At 55.9% G+C, this 21,626-nt stretch carries 18 protein-coding genes; all 18 read right to left on the bottom strand.

Annotated elements, in window-relative coordinates; translation table 11 throughout:
* Nucleotides 1–9 precede the first annotated feature (9 nt).
* Nucleotides 10–1,266 (bottom strand): ABC transporter permease, encoded by a 1,257-nt coding sequence (locus AC3DKS_RS06340; protein ID WP_474731622.1) that lies wholly within the window; start codon nt 1,264–1,266, stop codon nt 10–12.
* A gap of 1 nt (nt 1,267) precedes the next feature.
* Nucleotides 1,268–2,497, bottom strand: a complete 1,230-nt coding sequence (locus AC3DKS_RS06335; RefSeq protein WP_012813629.1) for an ABC transporter permease — start codon at nt 2,495–2,497, stop codon at nt 1,268–1,270.
* The gene (locus tag AC3DKS_RS06330; protein WP_012813630.1) at nt 2,487–3,191 is read right to left on the bottom strand and encodes an ABC transporter ATP-binding protein; all 705 of its coding nucleotides are present in this window, start codon (nt 3,189–3,191) and stop codon (nt 2,487–2,489) included. Before AC3DKS_RS06330 ends, AC3DKS_RS06335 begins: the two co-directional genes overlap by 11 nt.
* Before the next feature lie 96 nt (nt 3,192–3,287).
* Nucleotides 3,288–4,400, bottom strand: a complete 1,113-nt coding sequence (locus tag AC3DKS_RS06325) for an efflux RND transporter periplasmic adaptor subunit (RefSeq protein WP_012813631.1) — start codon at nt 4,398–4,400, stop codon at nt 3,288–3,290.
* 63 nt (nt 4,401–4,463) lie between these two features.
* Nucleotides 4,464–5,723, bottom strand: coding sequence for an ABC transporter permease (locus AC3DKS_RS06320; RefSeq protein ID WP_012813632.1), 1,260 nt, complete (start codon nt 5,721–5,723; stop codon nt 4,464–4,466).
* 29 nt (nt 5,724–5,752) lie between these two features.
* Nucleotides 5,753–6,997 carry an ABC transporter permease gene (locus AC3DKS_RS06315; RefSeq protein WP_012813633.1) on the bottom strand — a complete coding sequence of 415 codons (1,245 nt, stop codon included), beginning with the start codon at nt 6,995–6,997 and terminating at the stop codon, nt 5,753–5,755.
* A gap of 103 nt (nt 6,998–7,100) precedes the next feature.
* Nucleotides 7,101–7,319: a hypothetical protein gene (locus AC3DKS_RS06310; protein ID WP_012813634.1), complete on the bottom strand. Its 219-nt coding sequence runs from the start codon at nt 7,317–7,319 to the stop codon at nt 7,101–7,103.
* Between the two features lie 5 nt (nt 7,320–7,324).
* Entirely contained in the window at nt 7,325–7,888 is a 564-nt protein-coding gene (locus AC3DKS_RS06305) for a DUF420 domain-containing protein (protein ID WP_012813635.1), read from the bottom strand.
* A complete protein-coding gene (locus tag AC3DKS_RS06300) occupies nt 7,878–8,633 on the bottom strand; it encodes an SCO family protein (RefSeq protein WP_012813636.1) in 756 nt (251 codons plus the stop codon). The genes AC3DKS_RS06305 and AC3DKS_RS06300 overlap by 11 nt, the downstream gene beginning before the upstream one ends.
* Before the next feature lie 9 nt (nt 8,634–8,642).
* Complete coding sequence (locus AC3DKS_RS06295) at nt 8,643–9,284, bottom strand: hypothetical protein (protein WP_012813637.1); 642 nt, start codon at nt 9,282–9,284, stop codon at nt 8,643–8,645.
* A 460-nt stretch (nt 9,285–9,744) separates the two neighbouring features.
* Complete coding sequence (locus AC3DKS_RS06290; RefSeq protein WP_012813639.1) at nt 9,745–10,128, bottom strand: cytochrome C oxidase subunit IV family protein; 384 nt, start codon at nt 10,126–10,128, stop codon at nt 9,745–9,747.
* Nucleotides 10,129–10,149: 21 nt separating this feature from the next.
* Nucleotides 10,150–11,124, bottom strand: coding sequence for a cytochrome c oxidase subunit 3 (locus AC3DKS_RS06285; RefSeq protein WP_012813640.1), 975 nt, complete (start codon nt 11,122–11,124; stop codon nt 10,150–10,152).
* 90 nt (nt 11,125–11,214) lie between these two features.
* Nucleotides 11,215–11,805, bottom strand: a complete 591-nt coding sequence (locus AC3DKS_RS06280) for a cytochrome c oxidase subunit 3 (protein WP_012813641.1) — start codon at nt 11,803–11,805, stop codon at nt 11,215–11,217.
* Complete coding sequence (gene cyoE / locus AC3DKS_RS06275; RefSeq protein WP_474731626.1) at nt 11,802–12,701, bottom strand: heme o synthase; 900 nt, start codon at nt 12,699–12,701, stop codon at nt 11,802–11,804. Before cyoE ends, AC3DKS_RS06280 begins: the two co-directional genes overlap by 4 nt.
* 117 nt (nt 12,702–12,818) lie before the next feature.
* Nucleotides 12,819–13,523: an energy transducer TonB gene (locus AC3DKS_RS06270; RefSeq protein WP_012813643.1), complete on the bottom strand. Its 705-nt coding sequence runs from the start codon at nt 13,521–13,523 to the stop codon at nt 12,819–12,821.
* Between the two features lie 54 nt (nt 13,524–13,577).
* Complete coding sequence (locus AC3DKS_RS06265) at nt 13,578–13,979, bottom strand: VanZ family protein (protein WP_148214251.1); 402 nt, start codon at nt 13,977–13,979, stop codon at nt 13,578–13,580.
* Complete coding sequence (gene gcvH / locus AC3DKS_RS06260; protein ID WP_272607590.1) at nt 13,972–14,352, bottom strand: glycine cleavage system protein GcvH; 381 nt, start codon at nt 14,350–14,352, stop codon at nt 13,972–13,974. Before gcvH ends, AC3DKS_RS06265 begins: the two co-directional genes overlap by 8 nt.
* 89 nt (nt 14,353–14,441) lie before the next feature.
* A complete protein-coding gene (gene sov / locus AC3DKS_RS06255; RefSeq protein ID WP_474731627.1) occupies nt 14,442–21,626 on the bottom strand; it encodes a T9SS outer membrane translocon Sov/SprA in 7,185 nt (2,394 codons plus the stop codon).

Below are 21,626 nucleotides of genomic sequence, written 5' to 3'. Positions count from 1 at the left end.
ATTTGGATATTATTCTTCTCGAAGGGCGTCGATGGGTTTTACTTTGACCGCCCGGTTGGCCGGGATCATCCCGATCAAAATACTCAGGGTGACCATCAGCGTAAAGGATACAATTACCTGAAGCGGGCTGACAGTCGGGTTGGTAAAAGGCGCGTCGTCCGTCTGCCCGAATGCGATATCCAGCGCGTGCAGGAGTCCGATGGATATGATGAAGCCGATCAGGCCGGCAAAGAAGGTCAGGACGATGGACTCCATGATGATCTGCCGCTTGATCACGCCCGGGGTGGCGCCCAGGGCCCGGCGGATACCGATCTCGTTGGTGCGTTCCTTCACGGTGATCAGCAGGATATTACTCACGGCAATCACCCCGGCCAGGAGTGTAAAGATGCCCACAAAGAAGGAGAAACCGGACAGTACCATCGTAAAGGCGCTGATCCCCTCGAAAATCTGCGAAAAGTCAAACGAGCCAAATGCCCGGGGGTCGTCCGGGTGGATATTGTATTTGCGCTTGAGCAGCGACTTGATTTTATTCTCGGCTACGGCCACGGATTTGTCTTCGTCCACCAGGATGGCCATCCACCCCACCTCGTCCCCGCTGTTAAATGCGGTCTGGAAGGTGGTAAAGGGTACGAACACGGTGTTCTCCCCCTCAAAGTTGATATTGTCGTTCCTTTTGAAGATGCCCACCACGGTAAAATACACCCCGTTGATCCGCACGCTTTCGCCAATGGCGTTTTCCCCCTTGTCGAAAAGGAGTTTGTAGGCATCCACGCCGATCACGCAAACTTTCCGGGAATTTTGAATATCGTTCTGGTTCAAAAACCGCCCCTCGACCATTTTCTTCTTCGACATCAGGTCGATGGTCGGGAAGTCCCCGTAAACGCTGGAACCGCTCGACCGACCGCCGCGGATTACCGTTACGGTTCCCCGGAAATTCCCGAGCTGGATCCGGGGGGAAATAACGTCCACCTCAGGCACCTCCCGCAGGATCATGTCCACATCGTCCATGGACAGGTCTACGGACCGCCCCCTCTCAAATCCCTTGTAGGGCATGGAGGTGCGCTGGGCCCAGAGGAACATGCTGTTGGTTGCCGTCCCGGCGAAAATCTGGTTGAAGCCGTTTTTCATCCCGTTGGTCGCCCCGAGCAGGCCGATCAGGATGACGATCGCAAAAATCACCCCCAGCGTTGTCAAAAAGGTGCGGAGCATGTTCTTGCTCAGCGTGGCCATCACCTCTTTCCATAAATCTCTGTCTAGCAGTCCCATATCAGTCGGCTCTTAATGCGTCTATCGGTTTTACGTTTGCGGCCCGGATGGACGGGACGAGCCCGGCCAGTACCCCGGCCAGGATCAGCACCACGGTACAGATGATCACCACCGTGTTGTCTACGTTCGGGTTGGAGAACGCCGGGGCATCCACAATCGGGGCAATAAGCGCCACCACGCCCATGGAGAACAACATGCCGCCAAATCCGGAAAATGCCGTGATCACGATGGATTCCATCAGTATCAACTTCACGATCTCGATGGGACGGGCGCCGAGCGCCTTGCGGATCCCGATTTCCTTGGTGCGTTCCTTGATGATGAAAATCAAAATATTCCCGATCCCCACAATACCCGCTATCAGGATGAGGACGCCTACCCCGATGGCCACGAAAGTCAGGAAGTTGCTGAAGGTCTGGATATTCGAAAACCCCTCGGCGTAGTTGTTGATGAAAAACGCGCTTTGGTCTTCCGGGTGGATCACCAGCCGGCGCTTGAGTACTTCTTCCATTGTATTGGAAAATGCCAGGGCCCGCGTAAAATCGTAGGACGGGTTATACGTCATGGCGATCATGTTGATCTCGTCCGTATTCCCGTAGATTTGCTGCATGGTCGTATAGGGGGCGTAGATATTGCTTTCCTCCCGCTCATTCCCGTCGTCGGAAAAGACCCCGATTACCTTATATACCAATCCATTGGCGATCAGGAACTGACCCACCGGGTCGTCGTCCTTAAAAAGCTCTTTCTGCACCTGCTTCCCGATGACCAGCACCTTGTTGCGCTCCCGCAGGTCCCGCTTGTTCAGGTACCGGCCGCTTTCAATCACGGTACGCTCAATCAGCTGGTGGTCCGGGCTGACCCCTACAATCGTATAGGTCCCGGTTTCCTGCTTGTATTTTGCACTGACCGACCGGTTGAACCGGGGCGAAATATACTCGTAGGATCCTTCGTAACTCCCCTTGATAAAGGCCAGGTCGTCGTTCTTAAACTGGATGCGGCGGCCGGCTTCAAACCCCCCATAGGGTTTGGAGGTGGCATTCGGGTAGATGAAAATTGAATTCGTGGCGTCGTCGTTGAACTGCTTGTAGAAACCATTCTGCATACCGTTCACCGAAGCGAGCAGCAGCACGAGGATAAAGATCCCCCAGGCAACCGAAAATCCAGTGAGGAACGTCCGGAGCTTGTTGCTCTTAATACTGTGCCATATTTCCTGCCAGGTGTCCCTATTGAACATACTGCGAAGCTCTTACCTGCTCAATCTTCTTGTCTTCGACAATGATGCCGTCCCGGAGGTGGATGATCCGTTTGCACATATGGGCAATGTCCTCCTCGTGGGTAACCACCAGGATGGTATTCCCCTGGTCATTGATATGCTGGATCAGGTCCATCACCTCGTAGGAGGTGGTGCTGTCCAGGGCGCCGGTTGGCTCATCGGCCAGGAGCACCTTGGGTTCGGCCGCCATGGCCCGGGCGATGGCCACCCGTTGTTTCTGCCCGCCCGACAATTCGTTGGGCAGGTGGTGGGCCCATTCCTTCAGGCCAACCTGCTCCAGGTATTTCAGCGCCTTGGATTCGCGCTCCTTACGGCCTACTTTCTGGTAGTAGAGCGGCAGGGCCACGTTTTCCAGGGCCGATTTATAATTGATCAGGTTAAACGACTGGAAGATAAATCCGAGGAACTTGTTGCGGTATTTGGCTGCCTTGGTCTCACTGAGGTTCTTGATCGGGACCCCGTCGAGGATATAATCCCCCTCGTCGGCCTCGTCCAGCATCCCCAGGATATTCAGCAGGGTGGATTTCCCGGAGCCGGAAGACCCCATGATCGCAACCAGTTCGCCTTCTTCCGCCTTAAAATTGATCCCTTTGAGAACGTGGAGCGAATTGCTCCCCATCTTATAGGACTTGTGTAAATCTTTGATTTCAATCATGGTTGGTAAACGTCTTTTGAAACGAGTATACACCCGTTAGACCCCAAACAGGCCTAAATGTTACATTTAGAAGTTAAAAATTATTCCGGAAATCATTTAAGCGCCTGACTCCGAAGGCGAAATGGCGTTCCAGACCTTGATGGAGGCGTCTTCCTCCAGGCCGGATCTCACCTCTACCCAGATCCCGTCGGAGATGCCGAGCTCCAGGTCGCGGCGTTCGAATTGCTGCTGGCCGGTTTCCACTTCCACATAGGGCTGCTTGGTCTCCGGGTCGAACTGCACAAGGGCCTCCTTGACGGCGATGACGCTGTCTGCCCGGTCCAGGATAATGGAAGCGTTTGCACTCAGGCCCGCCCGGATAAAGGTGCTGTCCCGCTTGGTCAGCGTCCCCTTGATCTCGAACTGGATGGCGCCGTTCTCTTCATTCCCCTTGGGGGCGATGTAATCCAGGACGGCCGGGAAGACCCGGTCCTCGATGGCGCCGACGGTAATCTCCAGGGGCAGGTCCTCGTGGATCTTGCCCACTTCCGACTCGTCCACCTTCCCTTCGAAAATCATCTTGTCGATATCCGCGATGGCCGCTATGGTGGTCCCTTCGTTGAAGGTATTCGCCTCGATAACCTGGTTGCCGACCTCCACGGGTACTTCCAGGACCATGCCGCTTACCGTGGCGCGGATCAGCGTGTTGGCCGCACTGCTCAGCCCGCTGGTGGTACCGGTACGCACAATGTCGTACCGCTTGTTGGCTGCAGAGTACGCCTGTTTGGCCTGGTCGTAACTCACCTGGGCCCGGTCCAGGTCGGCCTGGGAAATGACCCCTTTCTCAAACAGGGTCTGCTGGCGGGAGAAATTGCGGCGCTGGTCGTCCAGGGTAATCTTGGCGTCCTCTATGGCGTTCTTGGCGTCGTTCAGGGCGCTCAGGTTCGGGACTACCTTGAGTTTGGCGATCAGGTCGCCGGATTTGACAAAGTCGCCGCCTTCCACGTAGATCTCCTCGATCACCCCGGAGATGTTCGGTTTGATAAGGACTTCCTCCAGGGGCAGGATGCTGCCCGTGGCCACGGTTTTCTTGATGATGTTCTGGCGGCTCGGCTTTTCGGTCTGGTAGACCACCGGGTCCTCCGCGTTCTTTTTATAGAGGTAATACATGGACCCCCCAAAGGTCAGGGCGATCACAACGAGGATTACAACAGTTACTGACTTTTTCATATGGCTCAATTATTTGACTTCAGAATTCTTCGTGTTATTGATGGTTTTTTGTTATTCAAGAGGTTATTCCGTCCGCAGGGCATCGATGGGCTTTACGCGGATGGCGCTCTGGGCCGGGATGAAACCGGCCAGCAGGCCGGAAGCCATAAGGATCAGCAGGGCCCCCACAACCACCCCGAGACTGACGCTCGGGTTCATAAACATATCCACCGGGCCGTTGGCGTCGAGCAGGGAGTTAACCGCGTAAATAAAAAGGGCGCCCATGGCAATACCCGCCATCCCGGAGATAATCGTCAGGAATATGGATTCCAGCAGGATCTGCAGCTTGATACTCCAGGGTTGTTCTCCCAGGGCCCTGCGAATTCCAATTTCCTTGGTGCGTTCCTTGACCACGATCAACATGATGTTGCTCACCCCGATGATCCCGGACAACAAAACGAGGATCCCCACAAAGTAGGCGATAAACCGCATAGCCCCGAAGAGGCTTTCCACCCTGTTGTACTGTTCGTACAGGTCAAAGTACCCGATGGCCCGCTGGTCGTCCGGGTGAACCTTGTGCTTCTCCTTCAGCGTATTGACGATTTGTTCCTTCAGGGAGGTGATGGACGTCCCGTCGTTGGCGGTAATGGCCATCCAACCGACGTTGTCCGCCCGGTTGAAGGCCTGGGAGAACGTAGTAAACGGCACAAATATTTGTTTCTGCCCTTCTTCCCCGTCCCCGTCATTCGATTTTTTCTTGTAGGTACCCACGACCATGAAATTGACGCCCTGGATTTTCAGGTAGCTGCCGAGGACTTCCTCCCCCGGGTCGTACATTTCGCTGACCACGCCCTCCCCGATCACCGCGATCTTTCGTTTTTCCCGGATATCGTTCTGGTTCAGGAACCGGCCGGCCGTAATCCCCATGGGGTCCTGGTTGATGATTTCCGGGTAATCGCCATAGATGTTATAGGCCCCGGTCTTGATCCCCCGGATGACGTTGCTCCCCCCGCGGAACCCGCCCAGTTGGTTCCGGGGCGAGATATACCGCAATTCCGGGAAACGGCTCTCGAGCAATTCGCGGTCGGAAGTCTTGAAACTGAATTCCCGGTCCTTGGGCAAACCCATGTGGGCCTTGGTGGTCCTGCGGGTCCAGATAAACATCGTGTTGGTCGCGATATCGCCAAAATCCGATTTGATGCCGTTCTCCAGCCCCTTGCCCGCGGCGAGCAGGATGATCAGGATCAGGATCCCCCAGAACACGCCGAATGCCGTGAGTACCGTGCGAAACCAATTGCTGGTGAGCACTTCGAGTATTTCCTTCCAACGATCCCGGTTAAACATGGCGCAGTTCTTTTATGGTTCGTATCGGGCTATTCATCCCGCAGCGCATTGATGACACGGATGTTGGCGGCCCTCCAGGCGGGAAAAAAACCCGCTATCGTCCCGGCCAGGATCAGCACGAACACCGTAGAGAGGGCCACCGTCAGGTTCACTGAAGGGTTCATGATATAATCCACCTCCACATGCGGCCCCACCAGTTCCAGCAGGCCCATGCTCAGGATGAGCCCAAAAAAGCCGGAGAGGGCGGTTACAAAAATGGCCTCGTGCAAAATCATGCCGACAATGGACCAGGGCTTGGCCCCCAGGGCCTTGCGGATACCGATTTCCCGGGTGCGTTCCTTGACCACGATCAGCATGATGTTGCTGACCCCGACCACCCCGGCGATAATCGTACAAATGCCGACAAACCAGAAAAAGAACTTGATGTTGCCCGTAAGGCTGTAGTAGCGCTTGGCTTCTTCCATGGCGCTCCAGACCTGGATCGCGCTCGTATCCTCGGGGGCAATGGTATGCGCCTGCTGCAGGTATTGCCGGAGCTCGTCCTTGAAGGCGACGGCCTCGGCTACCGCCTGGTCAAAATTCCCGGCCGGCGGGAGCGTATAGGCCAGGTTGCTGACCCGATCGCCTCCGTTAAATACTTTCTGGGCGGTTGTGAGCGGGATATACAGTGTTTCCTCTTCCCGTTCCCGCAATTCCTTGTAAACGCCCACAATCTTGAAGGGAAGGCCGGAGAATTCGATGTATTCCCCGATGGGGGTCTCCAGGTGGCCGAATACGTCCTTGCGGATTTTGTCGCCGATAACCACCACCTTGGCCGTACTCTCGATATCCGTCAAATTGATAAACCGCCCCTGGGACATCTTGGCGTTTTCGATAAACTGGAACCCGGAGGCCACGCCGTGGATCCCGTAAACCAGGGCCTCATTCCCGTAGTTTACCGAGACGTCCCGAACGAACAGACGGGGCGATTCCCGCTCAATGCGGTCGCCTTCCGCCCGGCTCCAGTACTCGAAGTTACCGTTGCGGAGCTGGATGCGCCGCCCGGGGTTCATCCCCTTGTATTCCATGGTCGTCATCCCCGGCCAGACCCAGACGGAGGTCGAAGCATCCTGTTCAAACTCGTGGGCAATGCCGTTCTGCATACCCTGGCCAAACCCCAGAAGGATTACCAGTATAAAGATCCCGGAGGCCACTGACAGCCCGGTGAGAAAAGTGCGGAGCTTATTTTTTCGGATGGTATCGAAAATCTCCTGCCATCGCTCGATATCGAACATGGGTTGGTACTTTTGATTGATGAAAACCCGATACGGGTGTTATATAGAAGACGGGAACCCGGCGGGATTGTTACATCTTCCGGCAGGGAATTTTTGTTAAATTTCAGGAGCGTACCTTCCGGTATACCAGGAAGATGAGGGCGCCTACCAGCACGTAGGGGATGGCCATCAGGTAGACGATGCCGTTGTTGATCCCCTCGGCAACAGAGGTGTCCCCGCTGCTCTCCAGCACGGCCCGGCACATGGCGCACTGGGCATTGGCCGCCTCCGGGGCCAGCAGTGCGGCAACCAGTAAAACGACATATGCGGTGGCGTGCTTCATGGGGTCTAGTACGGGTAGTAAGGTGCGATCATCAAATATACGACAACCCCGGTAACCGCCACGTAGAGCCAGACCGGGAATGTAATCCGGGCCAGGCGGCGGTGCCCCCGGAAATCCTTTAAATACGCCTTGGCATATGTGCGCAGCACAAGGGGTATTACTGCGATGGATAACACGATGTGGCTGATCAGGATGGCGTAATAGAGGTAGCGGACATAGCCTTCGCCTCCAAAGGGGGTGGAATCCGAGGTCATGTGGTAGGCCACATACATCACCAGGAATAGCAGGGAAAGGACGATGCAGGTAGTCATCAAGCGGCTGTGCAATACCTGGCGCTTAGTGCGGATGGCCCACAGGGCCGCCAGCAGCAACACGGCGGTAAGCCCGTTGATGGTAGCGTAAATGGGGGGCAAAAACCCCAGGGGTTCCACATCCGGGATGCGGATGCCGAACAACAGGGCCACGACCACGGGGATCAGGATGGACACCCCGTTGATCCAACGGTTCAACTTGCCTTCTTGTACTGATATGTTGCCCGCTTTGGGCGATCCGTTATTCTTATTTTCCATTTTCTTCTTTAAGCAATTTCAACAAGTCTTCCTTGAGCAGGCTGATTTGTTCGGTTTCGCCTGTGTCGTTCGTCCCGTCGGCCCGGCTGATTGTCCCGCGATAATAGACGATCGGGTTGCCGAATTGGTCTTTGCGGGACCGGATATAGCCTTCCCGGTCAATCAGGGCAAACAACCCGGAGTGTTCAAACCCGCCAGGGACATCCGGGATCTCCGCCGCAAAGATATTGAAGCCGGCATTGGCGAGTTCGTAGATACTGTCCCGGGGCCCGGTGAGCAGGTGCCAGTCCATATCCGTAATCCCGTAGCGTTCCGCGTAGTCCTTGAGGACCGCCGGGGTGTCGTGGCGCGGGTTGATCGTAAATGACGCGACCCCGAAATCCTCGTATTCCGCCAGTTCGTCCTGGAGTTCCACCAAGTTGGCGGTCATTTGAGGACAAATGGTGGGGCAGGTGGTGAAAAAGAATTCGGCTACCCAAACCTTCCCGAGATAGTCCGCATCGGTAATAAGCAGGCTGTCCTGATTGGTTAGGGCAAAATCCGGTACTTTGCGGCGCTCCCCGTTCAGGGTGATGTACTCCAGGGGAGCCGAGCCGGCTTCGGACCCCGCTGCGACACTCATCCGATCCCGCTCAACAACCGACCCTTCCCCGAGCCGGTCTGCAATCTTCGGCACAAAAATCGCCCCGAAAACCAGGATGACCGCCCCGATCCAGATGTAGTTGTAATTGCGTTTCTCCGCCATGGTTTCCTGTTATTGCTCCTGGGTGTTCCTCCCCGCCTGATTGCTCTTTAACGCCAGGCGGTATTCCGCCAGGATAATTTTCATATCGTCCTCCATCTTGTTGTTCAGGTCGGCAACCGATGTGGCATCGAACCCGAACTTAAGGCCGGTATCCTCGTCCTTTTTCCTTCCCCTGAGCATCCGGTCCTTGTCGATGATAAACACATAGGGTGTGGCCCCGGTGGCATCCAATTCCAGACCGGTCTCCAGGCTGTTGAAAAACCGGCGAATCTCCGGCATCTCGCCATATACAAAACGCCAATTGCCGATATCCGTAAATGTTTCCAGTTCCCGCATCACGCCGGCTACTTTTTGCTGGGTGCCGTCAGGAGCTACCATCAGCATCTGGAAATCCTGAAATTCATGGAACCGCTTGTAGATCTTCTGGTTCAGGTTAAACATCCGCCCCTGTTGCAACTCTACGGAATCCCCCAGGAACCCAAGCACCGTAATCTTACCCTGCAGGCGCTGCTCCCCCGCAAAGCCATCAAGCTCCGATACAGGTCCGGAAAGAACCGGCAAGCGACCAAAATTTGTGACCCCCGAGGCAAAAAACATATACACCACCAGCGGCAGGATAAACAGGACGGTAAGGACAAATTTCTTCTTCATGGCAACCGATTGCAAAAATAAAAAAAGACGGCCCAACGGCCGCCTTATGTTGTGTTAATTCGCATGGGGTAATACGCCCGGGGGACATGGTGCAAACTCAATAGAGAAGATTTCCTTTTCAGGCAGGCATGTTATAGAAAAAGATGGGTTCATGCAAAGCCAAACGAAGTAGCTCTGATTTATTTTTTTCTGGTATTAGGCTCTTTCCGCAGCGCATAGCAGCTCTACACGCAAGGGAGGCAACGCAGCAAGGGGAATTAAGAATGGGAAATGCGAGCTGGCATCGCAGAACCTCTCGCCTGGCGCGTTGGCGCAAGAGAACAGCGAAGGATTTCGCAGAGATTTATTCAAATTTCAAGGCGCTTTCCGCAGCGCATAGCAGCGCTACGCGCAAGGGAAGCAACGCAGCAAGTGGGATAAAGAATGGGAAATGCGAGCTGGTATCGCAGCGCCAACGCGCTTAAAAATCCCAAGCCACAAACCCGTCCTTCCAGACATTGTAGATGTAATCCGCTTCGAAAAGGAGGATGAATATCAGGTAGGCCACCAGGAAAATGGGCGTCCAGACAATGGCGCGACGCAGCGAACTCTTCTCGTCCCGCAGGTGCATGAAGTCCCAGGCGATATAATACGCCTTAACCAGGGTCAGGATGATGAAGATCCAGTTCAGAAGCTTCATCCCCAGGAAATAGTTCCCGGTAAGCGCTGCCGGCTTGAGGATACCCAGTGCCACTTCAATAGCGGTGACAATGGAGAGGAATATCAGTACGCCCCAGATTTTTTGCGTGTTGGAGCGGAATTTGAGCAGGCCCCTGAAAATTTCGAGTTTATGTTCGTGTGCCATCTGTAGCTATTATTCGTTTGATTAAACCAGGTAGAAGAAGGTGAATACGAATACCCATACCAAATCTACAAAGTGCCAGTACAATCCGACCTTTTCGACCATTTCGTAGTGCTTGCGGCGCTCGTAGGTACCCAGGATCACATTAAAGAAAATAATCACATTGATAACCACTCCCGAGAATACGTGGAAGCCGTGGAAGCCGGTGATAAAGAAAAAGAAGTCCGCAAAGAGGCGACTGCCGTATTCGTTGCGGATCAGGTTGGCCCCTTCCACGACCAGGCGCGCATCCCGAATCTTATCGAGGGACTCCTCCCGGTTCAGGATGGTTTTTTCGCCTTCCTCATTGATGGTTTCGGTGCGGATCAGGATGTTCGGGTTGGCGCGGAGACCGGCGGCCACTTCCTCTACCGTGTAAGTAGGCAGGGTGCCTTCGGCTTCAAACCACACGCCGTTGTCCCGGTCGTGCTCCACCCGGGCATCGGCCTGGGGAACCACAAAATCAGCCAGGGCGGCGCGCTCCCCGGTATCTGCATTCACAAATTGCAGGATACGCCCCCCTTTGGTTTCCACGGCGCCGTAATCGCCGCGAATGAATGTCGCCCATTCCCAGGCCTGGGAACCGACGAAAATGGCCCCACCGATAATGGTCAGGAACATATAGAGGATGACCCGGTTCTTCATCATGCGGTGCCCGGCATCGACAGCGAGTACCATGGTCACCGAAGACATGATGAGGATAAAGGTCATAAAGGCCACATAGTACATCGGATACGTCCCGTGGAAAAACGGCACGTGCGTAAACACCTCGTCGGCAATCGGCCAGGTTTCGATGAATTTAAAGCGGGAAAAACCGTAGGAGGCCAGAAAGCCGGAAAATGTCAGGGCATCCGAGACGATGAAGAACCACATCATCAATTTGCCGTAGCTCGCACCCAGCGGGCGGTTACCGCCTCCCCAGACTTTCTCTTCAGCCGTGGTGGTTACCGTTGTATCCATAGTGTCAGTTAGGGTATTAGGATAATTTTAGCAAAAATACATTTTTTTATCTGTTAGAAAAGAAGATTTGAACCACAAACCTCCCCTTTTCTAACCGAAGAAATAGAAGAAAAGCATCAGGTACACCCAAAGCAGGTCCAGGAAATGCCAGAAGGTGCTGCCGAGCTCCATCCCCAGCATGCGGCCGGGGCCGTATTTCCCCCGGAGTTGTTTCACCACGACCACTACCAGGGAGATGAGCCCGGCTACCACGTGGGCAATGTGCACGGCTGCAATCAAGAACAGGTAGGAAAGGGTGATGTTGCTGGTGGGTCCCGTAAAATAGTACCCGTAACCGATCATCTGGGAGAACCCGCTAAACTGCGAATAAATAAATACCAGGCCCGCCACAAGGGTAATCCCGAGCCAGAGCGAACCCGCCCGCTGCTGTCCCTGTCGCACCGACCGGAGCGCCATCATGTAAGTGAGGCTGCTCAATAGGAGGATGCCCGTACTGTACCAGAAAGCCATGGGTAACTGAAAGTCCTCCATCCAGTCCTCCCGGGAACTGCTTACGATGTAGGCACTGGTCCAACCGGCAAATGTCATGATCAGGCTGACGATGCCGAACCAGAGCATCATTTTACTGGCCCGTTCCTTTTTTATCGGGTCCGGTTGTTGGGTGAGATCGCGATTCTTCATATAAAACTATCGACTACGTAAACGATTTGCATCAGGGTGATATAGGTGACGCTGCTGAGCATCAGGCTGCGTGCCGATTGACGATCGCGCAGCTCGTACAGGCGGAGCGCGAACCACAGCATCACGAGCCCCATCAAAAAGATGAGCACGGCAGCGGGAACGGAGAGGGACAGGCGCCCGGTAATCCCGAAAACGGGGATAATCGATATGACGATCATCCAAATGGTATACATGATAATCTGTACAACTGTACCCGTATCCTTTTTTCCGGTGGGCAGCATCTTGAAGCCGCCCCTGCGGTAGTCTTCGTCCAGCATCCAGCCAAGTGCCCAGAAATGGGGGAATTGCCAGAAAAACTGGATCATGAACAACGTCCCGGGTTCAATCCCAAAGTCGTCTGTGGCCGCCACCCACCCGAGCATAAAGGGAATGGCCCCGGGGATCGCCCCGACAAATACTGCCAGGGGAGTGACGGTTTTCAGCGGGGTATAGACACAGGTGTAGAGGAAAATCGACAGGGCGCCGAAAAAGGCCGTCCGCGGGTTGAGCTGGTAGAGCAAGGCCACCCCAGCCAGCGTCATGACAATCGCTATGGCCATGGCAGTAGATACACGCATCCTCCCGGAGGGGATCGGCCGGTGCCGGGTCCGGTGCATCCGCTTATCGAGGGAGCGTTCAATCACCTGGTTGTAGGCGTTGGAGGCCCCTACCATGCAGTAACCCCCGAGAACGAGGAGCAGCAAGGGAACCGCCCGGATTTCCGAGGCGCCCAGCAGATACCCCGCCACTGCAGAGAATACCACACTGATGGCCAGGCGGGCCTTGGTAATCTCCTTAAAGTCGGTGAAAGCCAGCTGGATGGCGCCGGTCTCTGCAGTACCTGTGGCGGATTTCATACACGGGGTCAATCGGGTGTGCAAAGATACGCACCACCAACCTTCTTTCCAACGCCAAACCGGGGCAAAAAAAATCCCGGCGCCAAGGCCGGGATTTGAATTTTATCAATGGAAACCCTATTGGAGTTTAAACATGATCGGGATAGAAAAGGGAACCCGAACAGCGCGACCCCGCTGCTTTCCAGGGGTCATCTTGGGAAGCCGCTCGATAATCCGGCGCGCTTCTGCCTCGAGGTTCTTATCCGGTCCGCGGAGGCGGATATTGCCGATGCTTCCGTCCTTCTGGATGGTAAACATTACGGACACCCGACCCTGGATCCCCATTTCCTGGGCAATCTCGGGGTAGCGGAAATTCTTGCGGATGTGTTTCTGCATCATTTCGTTAAAGCAGGCACGCTTGTCGCTGGCGCCTTCGCATCCCGGAAATACCGGTACATCTTCAATAACAGCAAAGGGAACGTCGATATCCTCTTCGACTTCTTCCACCACCACGTCATCCACTTCAATAATCTCTTCTTCCTGGCTGGTTTCCGTAGATTCGATAATGGTTTCCTCCACTTCTTCCTCATCCTCCACTACCTCGATCACCTCGGGGGCGGCAGGCGGCGGGGGCGGGGGCGGCGTCTTGATCTGCTCGGTCATCGGCACCTCTTCGTCCAGAAGCTCCTCGACATCCATGGATATATCGTAGTTATTCACTTCGTCGTACGTCTTCCATTCCAGGGCCACATAAACCAGAGCCATTACAAGGGCCAGGCCAAGTACAAAATACAGGCCGCTGTTCCTTCTTAAATCGGCTTTCGGACTCTTTTTCGTTTCCATGCTTATGCTTATTTAATGCATGCTAATTTAACTATTCTTTTGGGAAAAATACAATTAATCCGGCCAATTTAACGCCCCCAGTTCGTGAAACGCCACTTTGAGTGAGGCAACTGCCGCCAGCAGCCCCAGGGAATTCGCCAGGAAATCCCCCCACTCCGGGCTGCGGCCTGTGGGCAAAACAGCCTGAAGGGCCTCAATCACACCGCCATAGGCGGTCAGGACCACTGCGGCCAGCCATAAAGCACCGTTTAACCCCACGCGCCGGCCGGCCCGTTCCCGCAGGGCCAGCACACCCAGGACGGCTGCTATAAGGTAAAAAGTAAAATGGGCGATTTTATCTGCATGTGGCAGCTCAAAACCCGGATCGTCCAGGTCGTCGAAAGGGGCGAGGCAGGCATAGGTGACGGCCGCCATCCAGAGCATAAAAGCCGGGGCGAACCAGCGCCGTTTACCCACCGATCAGCTCTTTGTAGTCGTCCGGCGAGAGCAGGTCGTCGGCCTCCGAGGGATCGCTGAGTTTGATTTTGATCATCCAGCCGTCCCCGTAAGGATCCGTATTGACCTTTTCCGGCTCGTCTTCCAGGGCCTCGTTGAATTCCACAATCTCCCCGCTCAGGGGCAGGAAGAGATCGGATACCGTCTTCACGGCTTCCACCGTGCCAAAAACGGCTTCGCGCTCCAGTTCTTCGTCCAGGGCGTCCACTTCCACGTAGACAATATCACCCAGTTCCCCCTGGGCAAAATCGGTAATTCCCACGATAGCGGTATCCCCTTCGATGCGGACCCACTCGTGGTCCTTGGTATATTTCAATTCGGACGGTATATTCATCGGTTTACATTTACAAGTCAGCAAATGTAACTTTTTCCGGGCGTAGAAACCAAACGACCCGGGAAATTCCGGCCGGGCCTGCCCGGGGGCTAGTTCCCGAAGTTGTAACGGAGGGTGAAGCCGGTGTTGATGGTGGTTTGGGGAAAGGCGGTGGACACGGCGAATTCGGAGAAGGAATAGTCGTAGAAAAACAGGGCGTTCAGGTTTTTGCTCAGCGCGTAGTCGGCGGTGAACTTGATGGAAACCAGGTTTTGCCCCGATGTGATCTGGTTGCTGTCCAGGTCCAGGTTCCGGATAATGGTGATGTTGTCCCGGAGGCTCAGGTCGGCTTTCAGGTTTAGATCGCCCTTGAGTCGCTGGCGTTCCCCCCCGATGCGGGTGACGAACTGCACGTCCTTGAACCGGTAGCCAAGGCCCAGGGTGTATTCCTTCCCGTTGATCTCGGTTAGCAGGTTGTTGTCGAAACTCAGGGACAGGGCACGGTCCATGCGCACCTCGGCCAGGACGCTGACGGAATTCTGCATTTCAAAATCCACCCGGACCAGCGGGTTAAACGCGTCGTTCAGCACCACATTGTTGATCAGGATCTCGGGCATCAAATCGCCGGTCTCCACCTCAAACGGGTTGGTCCCCGGGTCGTTGTCGTTTACCAGCTGGTAACGCTCCAGGTTGGTCTGGAACGAGTTGATCGTATAGGCCGAACGATAGCCGTGGCTCAGGGAGAACCGTTTGAATTGTTTCTGGAACCACTTGTTCTTCATCAGGCCCGTATATTTGATATTCCAGTTGGGGATTGGGATATCCCGGAACGTATCCAGGTTGACGCGTTCGGCGTCCTGGCCCGTATAGGCGGCAAAAAAGGCCGGCAGCAACACCTCCTGCTGGGTCTTTCCGTAGCGGATGGGGAAGCCGTCGTCATCCACCCCGATTTCTGCACCGTTCCGGTCCGACAGGAGGCGGTTGGCGATGGTCAGCCGGTTGTCCTTGAAGGCCTCGAAGGTCTCCGAGCTTTGTTCGTCGCTCCGGTTAAAGGCGGTGGCCAGCATCATGGTGGAAATGCTGAAACTGCCGTAGGTATTGGGCGCCTGGGGGATGTACTCCCCGTCGGTGACGTTGAAATTCTCCTGGAGCGTCTCGGAGTATTGGCGGTCGGCAATCAGGTCGATGGTGAGTTCGGGTACGGGCTGGGCCGTGGCCGTGATGTTCAATTGCTTGCTGGTCCGCTGGACGAACTGCTCGTTGAACTCATTGAAATTCGTCAACCACCCGTTTTGCGCGGCCAGTTGGCGCACATCTGCCTGGCTCCCGAAGACAAAGCCGACAGTGGGGCGCGTAGTGCCGATAAAGCCGACGCTCTGCGTATAGCCGGGCAGGACAGTCCCGTTGTTTTCGCTGTAGTTCACGTTGATCCGCTTGACCATCGTCAGCAGGTCGATGGCCGTGTTAAAGGCCTTCCCCGTCCGTTTGGGGGCAGCCGACTCCCCATCTTCGCGGGCATTACCGGCCTTGTCCGTACGCGGGGCGGCAATCCCGGTAGTGGGTTTCCCCGTGGATTTCTTCAGGCCGAGCTTGTCGTAGAGGCGCTGCATGCTGAGGGCGGCCGTAAGCGTATGGGTGTTCGCATTCTGTATCGTATTGATGGACGACAGGCTGAGCTGGTCTTCCGGGATGCCCGGATTCTGCGCCTTCGCCACGGCGAGGTTCAGGGCGTCCCCGCCCCGTTGCCAGTCGAAGTTGCTCGTATAGGTGTACTGGGCATTCACAAAGTCGAAAATCGGGATCTTGCTCAGCGGAATCTCGTAGTTCAGGGTCATCTGCTGGGCGTGGCGGTTCGGCTCGCCGATATCGAAGAAGCCGTCCCAGAGCGTGCGGTCTGCCAGGATGTTCGAAAAGGGGTTCCCCTCCTCCTCGTAATAGTTCCGCACAATGCTGTTGTTGGACCCGGTAAGCTGCACCCGCAGGGACTTGGTGAGCGCATAGTTCAGGTTGTACTGCCAGTTAAACCGGTAGTTCCGCTGTTGCAGCAGGGGCAGTTCCAGGGTTTCCACCCCGGGCTCCAGCACATCCCGGAAGCGCTGCTGGTTGAATTGGCGGTTGATGTCGGATTGCAGGGAGATGCTCGTGGGGAGCAGGTTGAAGTTGAGCTCCTTGAGCCATTGCCAGTAGCTGCCCCGGAAAAGCGAATCGTTTTTGGCGAAGGGCGCCACCGGGACCGGCTTAAAATTGTGGTTGTATACCACCCCGGCCTGGACGTTCTGGTCCCGGAGTTCGGCCACTTCAAAATCCCGGTGGTCGGTTTCGTTGTAGGAGTAGTTGAAGGTGAAGTTTTCGATGTCGAAGAAATTCGCCTCGGCCTCTTCCCCCCGGTTTTTACGGACACCGATAAAATTGATGCTCGTCCGCTTGGTATAATCTTCCGCCTGTTCCCGGATCTGTTCGGCATCCGCCGGGCTATCGGCCGCGGCAATCCGGTCCTCGAGTTTTAAGTCGTCGTACACCGGGTCGAATTCCGGGGTGATGAGCTGTTCGGATATCCCGTAATTAAACGGGATCTGCAGGTTCCATTTGGCCGGGAAGAGCTTCCCGATTTCCACGTTGGTCACCACGTCGTAGGAGATGGCGTCCTCCCGGGCCCGCTCGTTCGGCATCTGGTCGATGGCGCCAAAGCCGGAGGTGGAGGTATTCCCCGTAGCCGACACGTTGGCAAAATCGGCCATGTTCGCATCGACGGCTGCCACGGCCGCCCAGCCCCCGTTGTTGTCCAGGCCAGCCAGCCGGAGCTCGTTAAACCAGACCTCAGCGCGGAGCGGGATGTTGTCGATGTTCTTGACCCCTACCATCATGCTCCGGATGCTCCCCAGGGAGGGATTCCCCCGGATCCCGATCCGGGCCCGTCCGGGCTGGCGGGGGGCAAATTCGTCCACCTCCACGGCCACCCCGTCGATCACCTCGTAAAAGGTGATCTCCCCAAGTGTCTGGCTGGCAATACCTTCTGATTTTACCTTGTTCAGGTCGTCCAGGGCCACGTCGAGTTCATTGATGGCGGGCCAGACCTGCTCGGCCGTGGAAGCGCTGAAGTCCGTAAACTCCAGGGGCACCTCAATCTGGTAGAAGTTCTCCGAGAAGTCCGTCCCGATCCGCAGGAAACCCACCAGGGACTCCGTGTTGAGAAACGGGTCGGATTGGGCGATTTTTTCGGCGTGCAGGAACATCTTGATCCGCTGGTACTGCCGCATGTCCATGCTGACATTTTTAAAGACCCCGCGCGAATCTTCCGGCTCCAGGTTTTCCACCACCATGGACAGGGATTGCTCGTTCTGCCGGACAATCGTGTTGTTGTTGTTGAGTTGCTCCCGGACTACGCCTGGCGGCAATACGTAAGGAATCGGGATACGGGCCTCATTCTCCTCCACGTTAACGGTATTCACGTCCACGCTCGTCCCGTCGTCGGCCGGGTTGTCGTTATTGGTCTGCAGGGTTTTGGTGTAGTTCCGCCAGTCCCCGCGCACCAGGTCGAGGGTTGCGAAACGCAGTACCACCGGGTCGGTAAAACCGGTGACATACATCCGCATAAAACTGATGGAGCGGAAGTCCGTAATCCCCCCTACGGCATCCGTAAAGTCGCTCAGCGGGATCTTGTACTGGATCCAGCGGCGGTTCAGCTGGGTACCGTTGGGCAGGTTGGGGGTCACCCCTTCCTTAATATCCGTCACATACGGATCGTCCACCGTCACCCCGGGGCGGATCGGGATCCGGTATTCGTAGTAGCTGTTGACCGTGTTCATGGTCAGGTCCCGGTCCACATCCTCCACGTCGGGAAGCGTGGTATTCCCCCGGTTTGTATTGGTGACGGCCACCGGGGAATTCCCTTCCGTGTTGTTGAAGTCCAGGTAGCGTTCCAGCAGGCTGCCCTCCCGGTTGAGGTAGTACGTATAGTTGTCCAGGGCAGGATCCTCGGCAGGCCCGTTGTAGCCTTCCGCCGCCTCATCCGCATCTGCAAGGCCGTCGTACCCGATATCCTGCAGGCTCCGGTTTGTCTCATCGGCGTCAAAGGCGTAGACCAGCGCCTGGGTAGCCGGCACCCGGCCCCAGATTGTCTGGGTGGTGAGGTCGTTGGAGTTTACGCCCGGCAAGCCGTTTTCGTATTGCTTCCGTCCGTCCTCCAGGATGTCCTCGCTGATATTCCCCAGGTTGATCACGAGTTCCCCCGGGCCCGTTGCCTGTCCGTCCACATAGGGGTCCAGGACCCAGAATTGCACGAATTCCACGTTGGACTGCTCAAAATTTGTACTGGAGAGGGACCGCATGATGCCGCCCCATTTCTCCTGGGGGGATTCCGCTTCAAAATTGGGGTTTGCGTTGTACGGCCCTTTCAGGTTCGGGTAATACGCCAGGTCCAGCGTGTTCTGGACGGTTGTCTGCCCCTGGGCGATATCGATGCGCGGGAAGACCTCGTCGATAAAGATGCGCCGGGTGGCATTCAGGGAAATATCGTTGTCGCTGATCCCGGGCGGGCGCTGGTTTGTATAAAATATCGGGTCGATCGTATACCAGGCCAGTTTGGCGCGTTCATAGCCGGTTTCCAGGTCCTCTTCCCCTTCGTCCAAAAACTCCAGCGGAGTACTCGCCAGGCTCCAGCCCAGGGAGGCACGGATATCGATCAGCGCCTGGGCCCCTTCAAAATCATCCAGGTAACTCGTGGTTTCCCCCCGGAAATTCGCGTTGTCCGGTGCATTCGGCTTTAAAAATGCCACCTCTCCCCTCAGGGACAGGTTTGAGGCCACATCCGTATCGACATTGGGCAGCATGTTGGCCAGGCGCGTCAGGAAGGGGACTTCCGTCGAGAAATTCCCGTTCAGGCCAAAAATCGTATTGTTCACCGGCTCCACCCCAAAGTTTGCCTTCTGGGTGAGCGGGCGTTCGTTCAGGTTCAGCAACGTGGCCCCGAGCACAAAGTTTTCATTGAACTGGTGCTCTACGTTTACCCCGGTAAACCGCCGGGTCTGTTGCCCGAAAACCGCATTGTTCTCCACGGAGATGTTGATGGGCGTATTGGACGCCTGCAGGCTGGGGTCGAGGATCTGAACGGTCCCCGCCTGGTAGTTTACCGTATAATCGATGCCCTCCTGCAACTGCCGCCCCCCGGCCGTAACCCGAACAGACCCCCTGGGTACGTTGAATGCGCCGATGGGGATACCGTTCCCGGTCTCGGACTTGTAGCGCCCCTTGATCCGGAACCGGTTCTTCTCCGCATCCTGCAGGGAGGCCGCCTTGGTCTGGTTATACATATTGCGGAAGACATACTTCTGCTGATTCTGGTTGTACCCCTGGTCGTCATCCACATCGTAGGTGCCCCCTCCAAGCAGTTCAAACAGGTACTCCCCAAAGGGCTCTACCTTGGTAAAGATGATCTGCCCGTTCTGGGTATTTACGGTGATGCCGGGCACAAAGTCGAAAAACCCGTCGCCCCCGGGCTGCACGTCGTTGTACACATTGAGCCGGTCCAGGTTAAACACATCCAGCAATATCCGCTCCTCCAACGGCCTCGGCGTATCCGGCCACCCCACATCCGGGTTGACCGGGGTAATGTAGTTCCTGGGCGTCGGGTCGTTGTAGAGGATGTTCAGCTTAAAATCTTCCTCGCTCAACTGGAAGGCGCCCGTGGCGTAGATGTTCTTCATCATCAGGTCCCAGATGGGGTCGCTGACGTTGGTGATGTTGCTCTTGAGCAACTTCAGTACCAACGTGTTGTTGTTGATCTCCACCTGGGCCCCCGGGCTCACCGAGGTGGCATCCAGCCCGCCGTTGGCAAATTCCCCCACCTGGTAAATCTGGCCGTTGTAGGTATACTGGAAGGCCACAGCCAGCACCTCGTCGTTGCTGAGCCGCTGGTTCAGGGAGATATAGCCAAGTTGGGAATTAAACGCGTAATCCCGACCCTGGTCGAGTTTGCGGGCGTTCTCCAGGATGGCGTAATCGAATCCCTGGTTGACGGTATACCCGCCGGGGATTTGGAAGCCGTCGTCCACGGTTGCGATGTCGCGGATATCCGGGGTCAGCACGCCCCCGCTCCCAATCAGGGCCGGGTCGTAGTCGTTGGCGCCGTTGCGCGGCAGGTTCACCGGGGCCCCGCCCGAGTTGAAAAATCCACCAGGCGCCCCGCCGGCCTGGCCGATCCGGGTTTTTTCCGGCAGGCTTTCTCCCAGGTCCTGGATGGCCACCACATTCCGGACGTTGAGCGTCTGCTGGCTCCGGTTGGTTACCCAAACCTCCAGCCGGGTAATCTGTACCTGGCTATTGATATAGGGGTAATCGGCCAGGGCCTGGTCGTACTGGTCGCGGAAATACTGGGAGAGGAAGAAGTGGCGGTCTTCGTCGTAGTCCAGGGCCGTCAGTTCAAATTCGTTGATCGTCCCGCCCCCCTGGGCCACCACCGTATTGCTCTGGGAACGCTGTTCGGAGAATACGGCCGTCACGGTGGTTTTGCCGAACTGCAGCTGGGTCTTTACCCCAAAGAGGCTCTGGGCTCCTGAGATCAGCGAGCTGTTGAGCGGCATGTTAACGTTTCCGATCTCGATTTTTTGGATGATATCGTCTTCGGTGGGGGTATAATCGAGCTTGATGAGGTTCTGGAAGTCGAAGGTTGCCTCCGTGTCGTACTGGGCGGTAATCTGCAGGCGCTCCCCGATCTGCCCGAGCATACTCAGGGAGATTCGCTGGTCGAAGTCAAAGGCGAGGTTGGTCCGGTTGCGGGGCGAAAGGGCCGGGTTGTCGTTTTTCTGCCAGATGACGCCCAGGTCCATCGCCACGGAACCCTGCGGAATCACTTCGATGGTATTCCCCCCGAAAATGGTTTCGAAAAAGCTGTTGTTTACATAAAAATTCGGGAGCAGGTTTTTCCGGGCCTCTTCGCTCCCTTCCTTCCGTCCGCTGAAGGCGTCGATTTTATCTTTGAAATAGGATTTCATGCCCTCCCTGCGGACCAGTTCAAAATAGTCCTCCGGGGTCAGGATGATCGGGTAGGAAATGTCGTAATCCCCAACCGACTCCGTATAGATATAGCGGTCGAGTTTCGCATCATAGGTGTATTTGGAGACGATGCTGGGCGGGTTCTCCATGCGGAGCGACCCCAGTGCTACCCCCGTCTGCACCGAATCCGCCTCGGTTTCCCCGTCCTGGGCATGCGCCGGAAGGGCCGCGAAGACCAGTAGAAAAAGAAGGGAAAATAAAGAAAGACGGTACTTTGTGTAAAATGCCGATGCCCCTGTTTTCAA

Source organism: Robiginitalea sp., assembly GCF_982776155.1.
This window is presented reverse-complemented; position numbering and strand designations above follow the sequence as displayed.